The sequence below is a fragment of the Paenibacillus sp. FSL H8-0317 genome (genome assembly GCF_045040685.1).
Classification (GTDB): domain Bacteria; phylum Bacillota; class Bacilli; order Paenibacillales; family Paenibacillaceae; genus Paenibacillus.
The window spans coordinates 2,990,104-3,010,175 of sequence record NZ_CP150294.1 but is presented as its reverse complement, the minus strand read 5'-3'; the positions used below and the strand labels follow the sequence as shown (position 1 = coordinate 3,010,175).

The window sequence follows — 20,072 nt, the reverse complement described above, 5'->3', positions numbered from 1 at the left end:
CTATTCCTTCATGAACGCTTCAACAAATTGTGACTCCGTTAGTTCCCCGTCCAGAACACGATTAACCAGTTCCGAATAGCGGTCGTCCCTGGGCTTATCCCCTTTGGGAGAAGCTGTATACATTGGGGAGGAAATACCTAGTGTTTGTGATTTTACAGTTCTGATCTTGCCCCGAATTCGTTCAGGGTTCCCTGCCATGACCATCACTCTGGAAGAAGTGGATGATAGTGCAAGGGTTAATGCCTCAATTCCCTGATTCGAATGCAGGGGTCTCATTCCCATTTGCCGCCACATCATTTGTTTGACAGATGAGTCCACCTTCATGCCGCCATTTTCCCATAGTGGCCAGTTTAAGGACAGTGTCCTGCCGCTTCGTTTGCCCTGACTCACCATCGTTTCCCGGTATGTTGCGAATAGGTCCATGAATGCATTGGCTGTAGCGTAATCACTCTGCCCCATATTGCCGAGCACGGCAGTTCCAGAGGAGAACAGAATGAAGAAATCCAATGCTTCCTTATGTGTAGAACGATCCAGGTGTATAGTGCCCGCCACTTTGGGTTTCATAACCTGACGCCATTCTTCCTCTGTCTTGGCAAGAAACAAACTGTCTCTGATTAATCCTGCTCCATGAATAACGCCGTGGATAGCGCCATAGACTTGTTTGATGCTACCAACAAGGTTCTCCACGGCTTCACCATCCGTTACATCAACCTGCAAATAGTCCACCCGTGCTCCCTGCTCTCGCAATACTTCAAGGGATTGTTCCATCAGACCGTCCATCGGTGATCTGCCCACGAGAACAAGTGTTGGATGCTTGGCTTGTGTGGCGATCTCTTGCGCAAATACAAGTCCAAGCCCTCCCATACCACCTGTAATGAGGTAAACACCATGATCACGCCAAAACCGTTTTTCAAGAACAGTGGACGGTTCAATCTCTTGCCAGTCTGCCAATTCCCGTCGACGACCCGTATAACGAATCCAGTTATCTTTAGGCTCGCAAACGTCCAACTTCAATAGCTGTAAAATATCTGCGTTATCCAACTGTTCGTCCATTTCAATCAACTGTCCCGCAACAGCCGGATATTCGAGTTTAATACTTTGCAACATACCCGACAGCGCAGCATACAAACGCTGCTCTCCATCATTAGGCACAACGGCCTGTATAATTCGCGGTTTATTCGATTCACTGGACAGTATCGTTTGAAGTTTACCAAACACCTGCAAGGCACCATCCTCAAACCACTTTTCGGCTGTGGCCATTCCCTGATCCAACCCAATCGGTATAAACGATGCTGACGGAAATTCAAGCTGCATCTCACTCAACCTGCAAGCGAGTGCACCACATAAAATAACGATATGCTCAGCGTCTGGAGTCTTCCGGCTCCGACCGGCTCCTTCCACCTCCATCTCCCGCCAATACGGCTTTAACAGCAGCATTTCAGACCGAGCGGTTGTGTCAGCACCTGGCGCTGTGGATTCTGGATCGGGAAGCTGTCTAGAGGAAAAGCCAATTAAACGAACACAGACACTTCCTTCTTGATCAAACAAATCAATATCAAACGTCATTCCTTTCCCATCCGAACTGGAATCGGAGCTGTAGCGCACCCATGTCCACATGTCTTGAGCACAAGCTTTATAGATCCGAACTTTCTTTAACGCAAAAGGAACCGAAGGCTGTGGTCCACCTGAACCATGTCCCGCCTTTTTCCCATCCACTTCAGGATGCTCCAGCATCATGCCAATAGAGGCCTGCAACGCGGAGTCCAATATACAGGGATGAAGGACATATGAGTTCATTTCCGGCAACAAATGCTCAGGCAGCTTCAGTTGGGCCAAAACTTCCCTTTCACCGATGAACAATTGCTGTATTCCCTCAAATGCAGGTCCGTACTGGATACCGGCTTGCCTAAATGCGTTGTAACAATCTGCACCCGTCCAGGTCGATCGGCTGCATGCAGCCATGAGTTCGTTCAGGTCATGAATTGGAGGGGATTCAGCTTCTTCATTCCATCCCAGCTGTCCTTGACTGTATACATGACGTTTCCCCTCAACCTGCTGGTCTTGCCGGTATATCTCATAACTTATACGTTGAGGATTTTCTGTGACAGGATGTAATCCGATTTCTACCTGAATGCTGTTAGGGATTGCTGCATCTCCATCCATGACTACGGGACTGATCCACACCACATTTTGCAGAAAAACAGGTCTTGTGCCGGCAACGGTAAGCTGCAATGCAGCCCGAGCCATTTCCAATTGGGCCACCCCGGGAAGTACGGAGATTCCATGAATAATATGATCCTTAAGGAAAAATTCTCTTCCATTGAAGACCGAGCTGAACCTTTGTTCAGTGAAATCAGACGTATTTTGTTGCACCAGGGGGTGAAGAGAAGCCCATGAGCGCTCCCGCGATGGCTGCTCTTCCTCTTGCTCTCTTTCCTTTGACGCCATCCAATATTCCTCTCGGGCAAAAGGATACGTTGGCAGGCTGATGCGTGATGGTGGTACATCGCCATACATCTGTCCCCAGTTCAGATCATAGCCCTGGGCATACAGATCAGCCAGCACATGGAGTATATCCCTCTGTTTCTCCGAGGACAAACTTCTTTCGGTGCTTTTGATAATCCATTCATCCCCATGTTCCTGTAACAGCTTTTGTCCAGTAAACCTTCTTGGCACCACGCCCTCAAACAAAACCCCTGACTTGGATTGCCCCCGCTGTTTCAACATGTATACGGCATCTTCCCTGGACTGCACAACCACCGCACAACGGTGTCGGAAATGCTGTCGTCCCTCCAGCAGAGTGTAGCTCATTGCCGTCAGATCCGGCATCTCTTCCCGTTCCAGTACAGCGATCATGTCCTCTACCTTGCGTTGTAGTGCTGCTTCCGTTTTGGCCGACAGTGCCAGCAAATAATAAGGTGACGCATAACCAGCCGTTCGTTTTTGTCCGCTGCCTTCATAACTTTCCACCACGACATGCACGTTGGTTCCGCTCATGCCAAAGGCACTTACCGCTCCCAGTCTCGCCTGCTCTGTTCGTGGCCAAGGCCGATTGCTTTTGTTCACATAAAACGGCCCCTCCGACCACCGGATATATTCACTTTCCTCTTCACAGTGCAGACTTGCCGGGATCGTCTCATGACGCATCGCCTGTACCAGGCTAATCAGGCTCACCACTCCCGAAGCGGCGAGGGTATGACCCAAATTCGTTTTTACCGACGTCAGCGCACAGGAGCCTGGCTCCATATTTCTTGATTTGTAGGCTTCCTGCAAAGCATTGATTTCGACTGGGTCTCCCAGACGTGTTCCCGTCCCGTGGGTCACAATGTACTGCATGTTCTCCGCCCGAATGCCGTACCGTGTATACACCTCATTCATTAGTGCTGTCTGTGCCACACCACTCGGCGCGGTGATTCCATTCGTTTTGCCATCATAGTTCATGCCACTGCCCCGAATGACCCCGTAGATCGAGTCTCCATCCGCCTCAGCCTGAGATAAGGTCTTTAATACAACAACCGCTATCGCTTCTCCCGGCACCATGCCATTAGCACGCTGGTCGAACGCATAACAGCGACCGTCCTCAGACAACATGCCTGCTTGGGACATCGCTTCGAGTCCCTGCTCGGTAAGCAGCAGGCTCACCCCTGCCGCAAGAGCCGTGTCGCACTCTCCGGCTCGCAGGCTGGCACAAGCTTGATGAACAGCCGCCAACCCCGAAGAACAAGCCGTATTAATCGCCATGTTGGGACCATTCAGGTCCAGCAGATAGGCTAATCTGGCAGCCAGAATGGCATTGTGGTTGGATGTAAGCGGCCCGTCCAGACCGACAACTTGCAAATACTCGTTATTCTCCACCCCGACAAACATACCTACCCGGCCGGAGGAAAGCTGTCTTTTCCCATAAGCGGCATCTTCAAGCGCTCTCCAGGATTCCTGCAATAGCAATCGCTGACGCGGGTCCATGCTCTCGGCTTCACGCGGAGAAATTTCGAAGAAGCGTGGATCAAACTCCCGTACTCCTGGTACAAGACCGCATTTCCAAGGTTCACGCCCATTGTGGGTGGAAAACCGGTCCTCCGGTGCCATTCTTATCGCTTCCTGACCCTGACTGATCATGGACCACATCTCGTCCACATCTCGTGCTTCGGGGAACCGTCCGCTAATACCAATAATGGAAACAGGTTCCATGAATTGATCCATTTTATCCAGATTACGTGCAGTTGGACGAAGATCGGATGCAGGGAAGGATTTGCCGCCAGCCCATCTTCCGGAACGTCCGGATCGGTAACCTCGGTCCGCGACATTGGATTTCATGTCGGTCACGGCCTTCCTTTCCTCGTACATGCCAACTAGAACATCCCGATGTTCATTTTCCAGATATTCAGCCAATCCTTTCAATGTGGAATGTCCAAAGAAAATGGATGGTGTCAATTCTGCTCCGTAATGACGGCTCAACCGTCCTGCATACTCAGTCAAGCTGATGGAATCAAATCCAAACTCTGCGAGATTGGCTTGAGGGTCCAATTCTTCATGAGGTATCTTTAACAGCTCGCTTGCTATTTCTCCAAGCTCCCACTGCGCGCATTCAGCCACCGTTTTGCCACGCAACTCTACACGCAGCCCTAACGCAGGCGCCGCCTCATTCAAGACTGGATTCCCGACCTCATACGAAGTATGAGATGTGCTGGCCGGCTCCTCAGGTGTGAATTCAACACCCAGAAAACGATGTATGCGTTCCGGTTTCCCCGCCATAACGAGTTGGTGAGCGTAAGGTTCATTTAGAATTTTTGGAAATAATGCCACCCCTTCGTCTTTTTCCAGAAAACGTTGACCGCTGGTTTTGAGATACATAGCCGAAGCATTCTTTTCGCCTGTGCCCATTCCGCCCTCTCTCCAAAGCGGCCAGTTGATAGATACCGTGTGTATAGGACCCGTGCGATGCTGTTCTTGAGCATAGGCCATCTGGAATCGATTCGCCACAGCATAATCACAGGAGCCGAAGTCACCCAAAATAGCCGATGAAGAAGAGAAATAACTGCGGAACTCCAGCGATTCGTTACCCAGTGCTTTGTCCAATGCCAATGTTCCACGAATTTTGGGAGCAAGCACACGTTCAAAATCAGCTGCTGATTTATCCAGCACACTTACCCGACTTTCAATCCCGGCGGCGTGGATCAGTCCGTGAATAGTGCCAAATTTGCTTTTGACAGCCCGCACCGCTTCTTCGACTTGTTCCAGTACGGCAACATCAGCCTGAACATACATAGCCTGACTTCCCGCCTCGATCAATTCATCGAGCCTATGCTGCTTCACGGAATCCAGAGAAGATCGGCCCATCAACACCAGATTTACTCCCAGCGGAGCCCATGCTCTGGCAAAAGCGAGGCCAATTCCTCCCAATCCGCCTGTTATCAAATATGTCTTTCCTGGCAACACGTATTCTGTCCCCTGTTTGTAATGCTCGGCAGGCGGGATTGGTCTGATACGGCTTACTTTGCGCAGATCATTCTCATACCGCACGCTACACCGCTGGTTCGACCTTAATTCTTGCCACAGCCGTTCACTCCACCTTTTCCAGTTCACTTCGTTACTGGATGGTTTATCGCTGCTGATCACTTGTAATTTCGTATGGGGCATAACAAGCCCAAGTGAACGCTCAAAACCAATCCATGCATCCAGGTAACAACGTTCGATTCCTGTTCTATATTCCCCGGCGAGCAGAATTCGGCCAGGCTTGATCTTCTCTGCTGCCAATGCCTGAAGCAAAAGTAATATTGGCTTCGTGTCTTGCAGCAGTAGTGGCTCCTCTAGTGCCGACAAATGTAGTAGCGTATCCACATTCCCATATTGCTGGCTGATCTCCTGAAGCGCTTCCCTGTACTTCGCATGATGATCAAGATCCGTCTCTTTTTCCCACATTCCCGGATCGATGAAGACCAGCTGGATCTCAGGATTGTGATGTTTCATCAGTGAAATGAACCTCTCCTGATTCTCCTGACGGGAAAGTACACATAATATGGTCTGTGGGTTCTCTTCATGATAAAGTTCTGGCTCCGATTCTTCCCAGATTTCCTCAAAAGCCATTAGAAGGCTACCATCAGCGACCTCACGTTCTATCTCCTTTATTTCCATGTCCTCCGGCATATCTTTTGTCATCAAATTCTTTTGGACCTGTAATCCCGCCATGTGTGCAACTACCTGTTCTTTCTCATCACAGAAAGTAACATCCAGCCCGGAATCCAACTCCCTGATCCACATCCACAGCGGATGCTGCAAGTGATCTGCCGTAAACTCCATGGATTCCATAGAGAGCCAAGTATGTTTTTGTTCTTCACTCAGCACTTCATGTACACTCGACTCGCCGGCCTCTTTTGCTGGCATGGCCTTGTTAAGATAATCTGCTGCCTTTACTGATCTTGTCTCAAAGATGTTTGCTGCCAGTGATACAGCTTCAGTCAGTAACTTTGGAGTATATAACAAAGTCCGATCCTGAGCATTAATTTCAGCTGAAAGCTTTATTAACACTTCATTTTCGCCGGTATAACAACAAACAATGGATGATCCTTTAAGTTCTGAAGAAAGTTTTGCAGTCTCCAAATGTGTGCATCTTTCAGTGATGGACTGCATGTCCATAGGCGGACTCACGAATTCCTGTGATTCATATTCAATACGGCCCCTGCTCCACAACTCTTCATCACCGTCAGCTCGTTCACTGAATATTTCATAGATTAAAGATTGATCTGATTCTGGAATAATGGCCAAATGAACTTCCAGCGCCTGCTCTGTCACCACAACCGGATTGACCCATTGATGCTCGGTCAGCTTCATCCGGACCGGGGCCTGGTTCATCTCGCCCGCTCCCTTTAACGCATATTGCGCAGCAGCCCGGGCCATCTCCAAGTGGGCTGAATCTGGCAAACATTGGTAACCCGATTCCATAGGGTCATGTAACAACGGATCTTCCCGTGCAAAAACAGAGCTATAACGCTGTTCGCGCAGCGTTGACGTATTCCGGTGTACAAGCGGGTGGAGCTTTGCTGTCAGAAGCTGCTCGTTCAACCGGCTTGCTTCAGGTGATGACTGGGTCACCCAGTATTCTTCCTGGGCAAACGGATATGAAGGCAAATGAATGCGTTCAGGAACAGACTCACCGTACATATTCATCCAATCCAATGCGTAACCCTGACAGTATAAATCCGCCAGCACATGAAGAATGTCACGGTATGCCCCGGTTGCGATCGCTTGAGTTCCATGCTGAAGTTGATGCAAAAGCTCATGACCGTGTTCCCGAACAATGCGCTGTTCAGTGAACTCCCGGCCCACTGTCCCGCGAAACATCTTCCCGTTATTTTCTTTCGTACCGAACTGTTTCCAGACATGCACAGCATCCGTCCGGGACTGTACAACCACCGCACAACGGTGACGGAAATGCTGTCGTCCCTCCAGGAGCGTGTAACTGATTGCCGCCAGATCCGGCTCCTCTTCCCGTTCCAGCACGGCGATCATGTCCTCCACCTTGCGATGTAGTGCCTCTTCCGTTTTGGCGGACAGTGCCAGCAAATAATAAGGCGCTGTATTTCCAGCCATTTGTTTTTGCCCGTTGCCTTCATAACTTTCCACCACGACATGCACGTTGGTTCCACTCATGCCAAAAGCACTTACCGCGCCCAACCTGCCCTGCTCCGTTCGTGGCCAAGGCCGTTTGCTTTTGTTTACATAAAACGGCCCCTCCGACCACTGGATATATTCACTCTCTTCCTCACAGTGCAGACTTGCCGGGATCGTCTCATAACGCATCGCCTGTACCAGACTAATCAGGCTCACCACACCGGATGCAGCGAGGGTATGACCCAAATTCGTTTTTACCGACGTTAACGCACAGGAACCTGGCGCCATATTCCGTCCTTTATAGGCTTCCTGCAAAGCCTTGATTTCGACCGGGTCTCCGAGGCGTGTTCCCGTCCCGTGGGTCACAATGTACTGCATGTCCTCCGCCGGAATGCCATACCGGGCATATACCTCATTCATTAACGCCGTCTGTGCCACACCACTCGGCGCGGTGATTCCATTCGTTTTGCCATCATAGTTCATGCCACTGCCCCGAATGACCCCGTAGATCGAGTCTCCATCCGCCTCAGCCTGAGATAAGGTCTTTAATACAACAACCGCGATCGCTTCTCCCGGCACCATGCCATTAGCACGCTGGTCGAACGCATAACAGCGACCGTCCTCAGACAACATGCCTGCTTGGGACATCGCTTCGAACCCCTGCTCAGTGAGCAGCAGGCTTACTCCTGCCGCAAGAGCTGTGTCGCACTCTCCCGCCCGCAGGCTGGCACAAGCTTGATGAACAGCCGCCAGACCCGAAGAACAAGCCGTATTGATCGCCATATTCGGGCCATTCAGGTCCAACAGATACGCCAACCGGGCGGCCAGAATGGCATTGTGATTGGACGTAAGCGGTCCATCCAGGCCGACAAACTGCAAATATTCATTATTCTCCACTCCTACAAACATGCCGACCCGACCGGAGGAAAGTTGTTTTTTGCCATAAGCGGCATCCTCAAGCGCTCTCCAGGATTCTTGCAATAGCAATCGCTGACGTGGGTCCATGCTCTCGGCCTCGCGTGGAGAGATTTCGAAGAAGCGGGGATCAAACTCTCGTATCCCTGGCACAAGACCGCATTTCCAAGTAGCATCCTTTTTACTGCTGGTGAATCGATCCGAGGGAACGGTCTTAACAGCCGTTTGTCCATTTACGAGAATCGACCACATCTCATCTACATTGCGCGCTTCGGGAAATCGTCCGCTGATACCAATAATGGCAACAGGTTCATCGGCCGCTTGCATTCGTCGTGTATCTCCCAAACGCCAGTACTTGCCAGATGCTTGTCTCTGGGCGTTAGGCTTTCGGGCTTTGGAACGATGCTGTGCCACTTTGCTTTTTAACGGTGCGGCTTGCTCTGTATGTTTTTCTCCCGTTTGAATGTCGTGATCTGCATATTGATCCGTGATGGTCTGCTCGAATTCTCGCTCCAGATAATGAGCCAATTCATGAAGTGTGGTGTGATCGAAAAATATGGATGGTGCCAGGTCCATTCCAAAATGCTGATTAAGAACCGTTGCATATTCAGTCAGGCTAATGGAATCAAATCCATATTCGGCAAGATTTTCATTGCCATCAATCAGTTCCCTTGGAATTTTCAACGTTTGGCCTGCCAGTTCCTTTAACTCCCACCTTACACACTCAGACGTTGTTAGGCCCAAGAGCTCCGGTCTCCGGCGAGAAGCCATGGAAGCAGATGAAGCTTCTTTGGAGAGGATCACAGTTTCTTTCTCGGATTCACCGAATGAAGATTCAAGTACAAATGCACCTGCACTTGTAGTTGCAGCATTCGAATGTACCGCTATTCCGTCGTTTTCTGTCCCCTGCGACATGGCTGTAAAGCCTGCTTCTAATCCCTGAATCTTCAACACTGCGCGTCCTTCTGATGAATACAAACGAATGTCCAACACTTCAAGTCCTGACGCCCCATTCATCCGTTCTCTTCTGTCTACTCTCGCCCAAGAAATATTTGATGCGCCTACTGCATCAAGTCTTTGAAGGGATTGAATGTAAACAGGACGTGAAGCAGACATATCCAACTGCTGCTTTGCTTCATTTTCAATTTCTGTCCAGCCTAGCCCCCCATAAACGGCAAGGTGAATTGCATCTACTGGCAGTTTGTACACTGGTGGTATAGATAACACATCCGTTGCATCTTCAAACTTGATCAGAATATGGTCTTCCCCCACATATATACGTTCTACCGCATAAGGAGATGAGGACAAGGCTGACTTTGAAGCATGGTTCGCAAAAGCAGTGATTGACGAATCCAGCTCAGCGGTGTAGAGCATATCGATAGAATCAATCTCCAGAGCATCTGATCCTGTGAACTCTGAAGCCACCTTTTTGGCCATTCCGCTACTATATACGGGTTGAAATCCCCCTACATTTTCACCATATATGACGTATCCCACTGTTAAATGTGATTCGGATTGCAATGAGATGTGTAACGGAAGTGGCTGATCAGACACATAAATAGGGTTGTCCCATATCACATCCTGCAATTGGATCGATAATGCTGATTCTGCTGAATCATGATCATCAGGTATGGCCAAATCCAGAGCTGCATAGGCGATTTCCAGATGAAGCAAGTCGGGCAATAATTTTGTTGTTTGCTCTTTATTGATATCCATAAGCATAGGCGAGTCCATTGTAAAGAGTGAAGTGTACCGCTGCTCTTGAAGATCCGAAGTATTGCTATGCAAAAGTGGATGGAGCATGGCTGATCCGTTCGTACCAACCGCGCTGGACGATACCAACTCGGTTTTCTTTGGAGCCCAGTAGCGATTTCGTGTAAACGGATACGCCGGCAGACTGACTGGGCGCGGGTGCTGCTGTCTGTTGTCCCCGTATAGCTCCATCCACTGAATCACTGCCCCTCGTGTCCACGCGTCCAGTACATGCTCATAACGACCTTGGGACAGCCAGCGTTTCACATTCTCTTTCATGTCTTCCTCATCGGTTAACCAACCCGGATGCTCCTGCCCTTGCTTCACATGCCCCTGATAGTACAAGCTTCCATTGCCTGCTGGTTCCGTCTGACCCACCTGTTCCACATAGCTGTCCAGCTTGGCAAGCAGCTCCTCCATCGTTTGCGCCAGCACACCCAGCCGTGCCTCCATTGCTTCACGTCCGGTTTGCAGTGTATAGGCGATCTCCCTCACTTTCCAGCTGCTCTGCCCGGTACGGAGTGCATCTCGCAACTGACGGGCCTGCACGACCAGCCGTTCCTCGTTCTTCGCTGACAGCACGATCATCCCTGGCACTTCATTTTGCTCGTTTTGCTCGTTTTGCTCATTCATCTTTTCACGCGTCAGGTCGGGTTCCCGGTATTCCTCCAAAATGAGATGAGCATTCGCTCCACCTGCACCAAACGAGGAAATCCCCGCCCGTCGCGGTACAATCTGACCGCCCACTCTCGGACGTTCCCAAACGTCTAACTCCCGCTGGACCGTGAATGGAGTTTGGCTAAAGTCAATATGCGGGTTGGTCTGCTGCACATGCAGGGACGGCGCCAGCTCTCCATGCTGTAATTGCAGCAGCACCTTGGTGACTCCCGCGATGCCTGCTGCGCTCTCTGCATGTCCGATATTGGATTTCGCTGAACCAATCGCACAGTAGGCCTCTTCCGACGGATCTTGCTGAAAAGCTTTACTCAGCCCCGCAATCTCGATGGGATCACCGAGCGACGTACCCGTGCCATGGGCTTCCACATAACTGATCGTCCGCGGGTCAACGCCCGCCTCACGCAAGGCCCGGCCGATGACGTCCGCCTGGGCGTTGGGATTCGGCACGGTATATCCGTTTGTTTTTCCACCGTGATTCAAGGCCGACCCTTTGATCACGCCGTAAATCCGGTCCCCGTCTGCAACGGCTCGTGCAAGCGGTTTTAACAGGACCGCGCCCACGCCTTCCCCCGGCACATACCCGTCGCCCCCTTCACCAAAGCTCTCACAGCGACCTTTGCTGGACAGGAATCGTCCTTGAGACAACATGATATATTTGTTCGGGTGGACCGACACATTCACCCCGCCCGCGACTGCAACCTGACACTCATTCTGTCTTAAACTCTGGCACGCCAGATGAATGGAAGTCAGCGAAGATGAACACATCGTATCCACCGCCAGACTCGGTCCGCGGAAATTACAGAAATACGACACCCGGTTTGCGATGGACGCCGGATTACCGGAGAGCGCAATTGAGGACTCGGCCCCGTACAGTTGGTATTCCTCGTACATCACACCCACGTACACACCCACGATGTCGGTAGCCAAACGCTCCCGCGTATACCCCGCATCCTCAATCGTCTCGTACACACACTGCATGAATAATCGTTCCTGCGGATCCATCATCTCAGCTTCCCGAGGAGAAATCTGGAAGAACAACGGATCGAATTCGTCCACACCGTCCAGAAATCCTCCCCAGCGTCCATAGGTCTTGCCCGGTGTGCCCGGCTCTGAATCATATACCTGCTCCTGATCCCAGCGTTCAGATGGAATCTCGGTAATGCTGTCCGTTCCACTGCGCAGATTCTCCCAAAACTCATGGATGTTCCGCGCTCCCGGGTACCTTCCCGCCACACCAATAATGGCAATATCCTGCTTCTCCTCATCCTCTTGAACCCGATTAGATGATTCAATTGGATTCAAAGATTTCAATGAACCAACGTTCTTCGACTCTGGATTAGTAGCTTGTTGATTCTTTAACGTCCTCTTTTGGCGTAAAATGCCCTTGGATTTAACGTCCTCTATCCCCGGATTCTGTACAGCAACCGAAGCACGAGATATACCATCGGATTCCTCAGGAAGTTCTTCCCCTAAAATGAGTCGCAATGGTTCATGATGGTGCTCAAGAAAATATTCGCTCAGAGCCCGAAGGGTCTGATACTCGAAAAAAAGTGTTTTGGGCAAGAGGCCAAACTGTTCTTCCAAATTAGTGGTCATTTGCATAATAAGTAACGAATCTATCCCGTATCGATCCATTGCAGTATCTACGTCAATCCTTGATTTCGGAAGACCGATGACACGGGCTAAACGCTCTTGCAGAAATTGAACTGTTTTTACTCGCAAATCAGCATCATTCTTATGAACAAGGCCAAGGTTCTCTTCTTTTTTATGCAGGTCCATTCGCTCCTTCCCCATCGGGTGGATCTGACCGGTAACTTGCTGGACAGTTTGACTCATGTTCAAGTGTTCCAAGAGTGTCTCTGCAGAAATATCCCATCCATGCCGAGTTAGCAGTCTGCGGGAAAGTTCACTCCATTGCACCGGGTCCAAACCATATTCACTCCAGTCCATGTCCGGGTCCACGTCCTGCTCCCCTACGTTCAACAAAGCGGCCACTTCCAACGTGAGCACAGATACAGCTTCCTGTTGGGTCATGCCTCCCGCCAGAGGGACTCCAAGCTTGATGGATGACGATTCCGGCGAAGGCCCTTGCCCATCTGCGTCTGGTTCTGCGTCTGCCTTTACCGGCTCGATCGGTTGGCCCGACCCCGAATATCCCGGCTCCAGCAGGCTTCTTCGCAGCACCGACAGCTTGCCTTCCGCCACCAATACCTGGCTGCCTCCACTCGCCCAAGCCTGATACAACGCCTTTACTCCCGACGCAGTTCCCAGCGGTCTCAGTCCATGCTGTTTCCACAGACGCTGCTTCCCCTCTTCCTCCAGCTGCATTCCGCCTTCTTCCCACAACGGCCAGTTGATGGATAAGGTTCTCCCTTGACACTCCCCGCGTTTCATCCGCGCATTTCGGCTCACCGCATACGCATCCATATACCCATTGGCGGCGGCATAATCACCCTGCCCTGCATTCCCCGTCACCGCTGCACCCGAGGAGAACAGCAACAGCACATCCAGCGCTTCGGTCCCGATCGCTTCTTCCAGATTCCGTATGCCGACTACTTTCGGAGCCAGCACGGCCTGCCAGTCGGATTCCGTTTTGTATCGCATCAGACTGTCCCGGATTTCTCCGGCACAATGCAGCACCCCGTTCACCTGGCCATACTGCTGACGGATACGCCCGAACAGTCCGTGGACCGCCTCCCGATCGGTGACGTCCACTGCTTCATAAAGCACCTGGGCAGGGAGCTGCGCCATCTCTCGCTGTACCGCCTCTGGCATCGCCGGGGATCGGCCAGTCAATATAAGCGTACTGCCTTCCGTTTGGGCTGAAATCTCCCGGGCCCAGATCCGTCCCAGGCCACCGGCTCCGCCTGTAATGACGTACACGCCTCCGTCTCTCCAAGGGGACAACAGTGGGAAGCCGCTCTTCCGCTTTGTCTTCACCTCTGTCTCTGCATTCCCATTCGTCATCTCATCCATATCCACATTTGTATCCTTGTCCACGTCGACCACCTGCCAGCCCGCTCGCTTCAGCTCACCCGCTTCCCAACGCAGATGGCTCTCCTCCGCATGGAGCGCACACTGGTGCAACTGCTCGGTCAATATGGCGGCCGATGTCTCTGGCTGGACTTCGACAAGCTGTGCCAGACAGCCCGGATGCTCCAGTCGCACCGTCCGCAGCAGCCCGCTCAGGCCGGCGAACCGTCTTCCTTGTTCATCTCCCGCCACGACGACCTGCACAGCCATCCGGTGGCTTCGCTGCATCGCAAGCTGCTGCTGCACATGGTGCAGAATGGCCTGAACAGCCTGTCCGTATCGCGCCTCCAACGACCCCGTTAACACCATCTGCTTCCAGGACACATCCGCAGCCGCGAAGTCTTGCGGGGCCCAATCACACAGCAGCACCGCGGGTTCAACCCCCACAGCTTCAGCCGGTAGGGAGCGCTTCGGCAGCTCCTGCCACTCGGGCTGCACCAGCAGCACACCTTCCCGGCTTTCGGGCACACGCGAGGTCACGCCCCGCAGTCGAATGCAAACCTGTCCCTCCGAATCGCACAGCTCCAGATCCAGTTTACGGACGCTAGCCTCCGCAGCGGAAGATGCCGCTGGCTCGGGGCGAACACGCACCACCGCCCACATGTGCGCCTGGCAAGGAGATATCACTTCCGCCTCCTCCAGCGCAAAAGGCAACGGAGCGGAAGCGGGCGGGTTCCCATGTCGTTCTGTTGTGCTCGCAAGGTCCGTGCTCTCCAAGCTTACTGCCCCCTCCTGAGTAGTGGATCTCAGCACTTCCGCGATCTGATCTCCGGCCAGCAGGGCGATGGATGCTTGCAAGGCCCCATCCACCATACCGGGATGCAGCACAGTGTCCGCTTGCCCTTCGAAGAGCGCTTGTGGCAGACGCAACTGCGCCAAGGCCTCGTTTGCCCCCCATTGCAATTCGGCAATGGTCTGATGGGACGGACCGTACTCCAGACCCAGTTTTCGGAATGCTTCATAACAAACTGCTCCACTGGCCTGTCCCTCTGTACACCGGCTGCGTACAGCGTGCAAATCCAAGGTTTGCACGGCTTCTACGAGAGGTCTTCCCACACTTACACGCCCTTGACTATACACCCCTTCGCTGGACTCAATTGATGAAGCGGCCGATATTTTATAGGACAAGCTCTCATCTGCCTCGGCCTCAAGCACGAGATGGACCTCCAGAGGCTCCTCTCCAACAACGAGCGGCCTGCTCCACATTACATGCCGCAGCAGCAGACTGTGTGTGAGCGGAGGCCAATTTGCTGCATGCGCCGCTGCTGCCCGGGCCATCTCCAGCTGAACAACAGCTGGAAGCATCTTGTGCCCCTGTACAACATGATCGCTTAGGAAAGGCTCATTGCCATTGAACTGACTACTGTACCACTGGCCCCGCAGCAGATCCGAACGGTTGTGGTGCAGCATGGAGTGCAGTAATATGCTCTCATTTGATGGTTTAACTATTGTTGGTTTTTCTATTAATGGTGAGCAATTCATTTCTTCGTGCTCCACCCAATACCGCTCTCTGGCAAATGGATAGGTGGGTAAGGATATGGTCCAATAGTGACCCTGCTCAAACAACAGATCATAATCAAGTTCATATCCCTGGATATACAGATCCGCTGCAGTACCCAGATGTTCTAAATATTCGCTTGCATGTGTCGTCTTCTGACAACTCCGCAAACATTCATTCCCATATCGTTGTAATGAGGAGTGCTCATGTGAAGTGTCCGGTGTTCCTTGTGAAACCCGAACCTGTGGTGCACTTCCCTTATCCAACCAGCGTTGAAGTATAGTCATCGCTTCATTCAGACTTCGGGTCACACAGGCGAGGCGGAAATCCATATGTTTGCGTCCCAATAACAGCGTGTAGCTCAAGTTACCGCAATCCTGTTCCGGCAATTGTCTTCCGTAGGCGGTGAGTTGTTCAACCTGCTGACGCAATTGTTCGGCGGTACGGGCTGAAAGTGCAATCAAATATCCCGGCATCGGCTCTGACGCTCTGGATTGCAGAGGTCCCTCCTCAATGACCATATGTGCATTCGTACCACTGAAACCAAATGAACTGATTGCAGCACATCTTCTGCCACTTGACCCGGCTTTCCATTCCATCGTGGCTGTAGGGATATAGAACGGGCTGTCATTTAAGGCAATCTGGCTGTTGGCTTGATGAAAATGAATGGAGGGGGCTATTTTTTGATGACGCATCCCCAGCATAATTTTAAACAAACCCGCTACTCCAGCTGCCGTGGCCGTATGACCGATATTGCTTTTTACCGAGCCGATCGCACAGAACTGCTTTTCGTCCGTATGTTTTCTAAACGCCTTCGCCAATGCATTGAACTCAATCGGGTCTCCCAGCCTGGTCCCTGTCCCATGAGCCTCGACCAGCTGGATGTGTTCAGGATTAATATTAAAAGTCTCATATACGTTCTGCTCAAGCCGTTCCTGGGATTTCGCACTGGGAGCCGTAATTCCATTGGTGGACCCATCCTGGTTTATTCCGCTCCCTCGAATGACTCCGTAAATCTGGTCACCGTCATCCAGCGCCTCGCTAAGCCTTTTCAGGATAACAACCCCTGCGCCTTCTCCTGGAACAAAACCATCTGCTGCTTCATCAAAGGTATGACACCGTCCTGTTGGAGACAGCATTCCCGCTCGATTGGAGGCAATGTAGAATCCAGGGGTGGACTGGATGAATACGCCTCCGGCAAGAGCCATATTCGTCTCGCCTGACCATAATCCTTGACATGCCAGATGAATGGCCACCAATGAACTGGAACAGGCTGTATCCACTGTAATGGCCGGACCGTGCAGATTCAGGTAATAGGCTATGCGAGCAGGCACAATAGAATTGGCGTTCCCCCAGAAAGCCTGCGGAGGGCCCTCATGTCCAAATATGCTTTGATAATCCATGCCGCTGCAGCCTACATAGACACCACATTGAAGGCCCTCGGCCTTTTTGCCAGCATAACCGCTATCTTCAAGCGCCTTCCAGGACTCCTCCAAAAAAATGCGCTGCTGCGGGTCCATATAGGTGGCTTCCACGCCGGATATATTAAAAAACAGAGGATCGAAACGATCAAAATCCTCTATAAAGCTGCCATGTCGACAATAAGACTGCTGATCCGCGTAATAAGCGTCCAGATCCCAACGTTTTACCTCTCCAATCAGATCATTCCCGGCTTGCAAATGTTGCCATAACTCCTCAGGATTGCGACTTTGTGCAAATCGGCCACTGATTCCAATAATCGCTATTTCCTCCCTGACTGACGGTGTTTCTTGATTCATTATGGCCTCTTCTACCACAACGTTTTGCTCCCATGGCTTAGCAGAATATGGCTTAAAACGTTGTTCTTCAGGGATATGTACCACAATTTTGCCGATATTACTGCGGTTTCCCATAGCCTTATATGCTTCTTTCACTTGCTGAAAAGGATAAGTGGCATATATCGTTGGACGAACGATGTTCTGGTCAATTAGGATCGCCATTTCCTTCATATAGGTTCGAATTATAGAAGGATCACGGAAGGCCATGCGTCGCAAATCTACCGAATAAAATGCCTGATTGTTTGATAACAAGGATAAATCAATATTTTTGGCTGATTTGAGGGCAGTCATAGCAATTTCAATATATCTGCCACCGGGAGCAAGACAAGCCATCCCCTTTTGAATCGCATCACCCGATAAAGTATTGATAACAATATCTACACCTTGCCCGTTCGTAAGACGGTGGATCTCCTCGGCAAAATCTTGCTCCACATACTGAATGGTATGGTGCACACCCTGTTGTTGCAGATAGTTCAGTTTTACATCTGAACCCGCTGTGGCATAGATTTCCAGACCATAATGCTGCGCCAGCTGTACGGCAATAAGACCTGTCCCTCCGGCCGCCGTCTGAATCAATATTTTTTCACCTGGCTGTGGTTTGGCTTTGTGGAACACATCAAGCATGGTCATAGTGACGGCCGGCAGTGAGCAGGCTTCTTCAAATGTTAACTTTTTCGGTTTGGTTACTACATGAGCTGCCGGACAGATCACCATATTGGCATGACCACCCATCTGCTCACCCATCATGGCCACCACTTCTTCACCACTTCGAAGGTCTGTAACCTCGGAACCTGTTTGAACAACGACCCCGCTGACTTCGAAGCCAGGGGTAAACGGATATGCGGGCATGGTTGGATACAGTCCTCTTACACATAACAGGTCTCCAAAATTAAGTGAAAAAGCATGTACAGCAATTTGCACTTCGTTTGACTGGAGTGAACGCGATTGATCCTGAATCAGTTTAAGTTCATCGGATTCTCCAGGTTTCTCCAACAGCAATCGATAATATGAACCTTCCGAAATGGATCCCAGCTTTTCGTTATTAACCATTGTGCTTGTCCAAGTCGCATTAGGATTACTCCTCTCATCCCGAACTGGCAACCGATCCTCATTCCTATGCACAGCAGGCTTATCCGCCTTACGATTATCGTTGCTCATGTCCAAAATGATGGCTTGTTCGTCTTTCCTCTGTGGAGATGTAGCCGGGTCAGGCAGCATGTACGCCACAATTTCTTGTCGATATTGCTCCAGCATGTGCTTGCTTAAGGCATGGACCGTGTTATGATCGAACAGCACTGTAGTCTGCATCACTATTCCACATTGCTCGTTAATAAGATTGACCAGATTGACGGCAACAATCGAATCGACGCCATATTCAGAGAAACTTTGATGATTATCGATCCGGTTCTGACTCATCTTAAGTGAAGTTTCTATGCTGTCCCGGATGACCGTAATAATATGATCCCGGATCAGGTGGTCAGGAATATCTGCTGTAGGTTGAATGTTTCCAGTCTCCATAACCGGGGATGAATTGGGTCTCCATTCCACGTCAGGAATCGCTCTGGTTTGTGTCAGTACAGGATGAGATACAGGACTCTGTTTTATTTCATGTATAATGATGCCGTCACTTTGAGATACAACGATTTGTTGTCCCCACTCTTCAGCATTTAATGCCGGAAAACGAACATTTCTGAACCCCTCTTTGGCGAGCACCTTTTTCCATGTATTAGGTGTAAGTCCTGGGCAGCCCGGAATACGCAGTGCCTCATCTTCGTATAACCACCAGCCCTCCAACAAACCAAACGTAATATGGGCAAAAAGTGTATTATCGGTTATCTCGTTCAGGAGCAAATACCCCTGTTTTTTGATCGCTGCCTTGATATGTCCGAGGGTTTGACGGATATTGGGTGTAGCATGCAGCACATTGGCCGCGATTGCTATATCATAGACAGCTTCATTAATGGATTGATTCTGCAGTTGTTTGGTCACATCTATTTTTCTATAAGTTAAATATGGGTGTTCATTTCCATAGCGCTGCTCTGCCTGCAATAGAAAAGAGGAAGAGATATCCGTATAACAATATTCCTCAATGTACTGCTCATACGGTCTGAGCTTATCAAGCACAGGGGTACTGGTTCCGCCAGTACCCGCGCCAAATTCAATGATTCTCAACCGAATGGTTGCATTCTTTTTTATTTTTTCTTCAATAATTGTTATAAGTTGCGATCCCATAACCTCATTGAAATAGTCGGCGATGGGATTGTTTTGGTATATGCCTTCGACAAGTGTCATGCTTGAATTGGGGAAAAGAACATCCGTTGCCTGCTTGTATCCCCGAAGAATATCAGGCAGGTGTTTTAATGCCGTTTCTGCCAAAAGGACCTGGGATCGAAGGTGGCCCTTTTGCAGCCATTGCTGTTTAACTTCATCCCATTTCTGCCACACATTCTCGAAGGTAGTAGCGGTTTGCCCGCCCTCAGCGCCATTCCCCTCTTCTTTGGCTAACACAGCAAGTGTCTCTTCCATCCAGCGATGAAACAAAACGGGTATCCCGTTTTTCTCTAACCATTCCCTGGTGTTGGAATAGCTTTTTTCAAATAACCCCATTGCCTTTAATTCCGCTGACAATAATGCGACAAGCCACCCGTGTAACTGATCTGTCTCACTGCGAAGTCCCTCGGGAATATGTTTTGTAATCGGAATATACACCTGATCATCCATTGTTTTAACCTCCCTGTGGTGGCAGATGCCCATTCATTGGAAACATTTAT

1 protein-coding gene is annotated in these 20,072 nt (G+C 50.6%); it reads right to left on the bottom strand.

Features of this window, described 5'->3' with window-relative positions; all coding sequences use genetic code 11:
• Positions 1-20,022, bottom strand: a complete 20,022-nt coding sequence (locus MHB43_RS13885; protein WP_405132145.1) for an SDR family NAD(P)-dependent oxidoreductase — start codon at positions 20,020-20,022, stop codon at positions 1-3.
• Between the last annotated feature and the right edge of the window lie 50 nt (positions 20,023-20,072).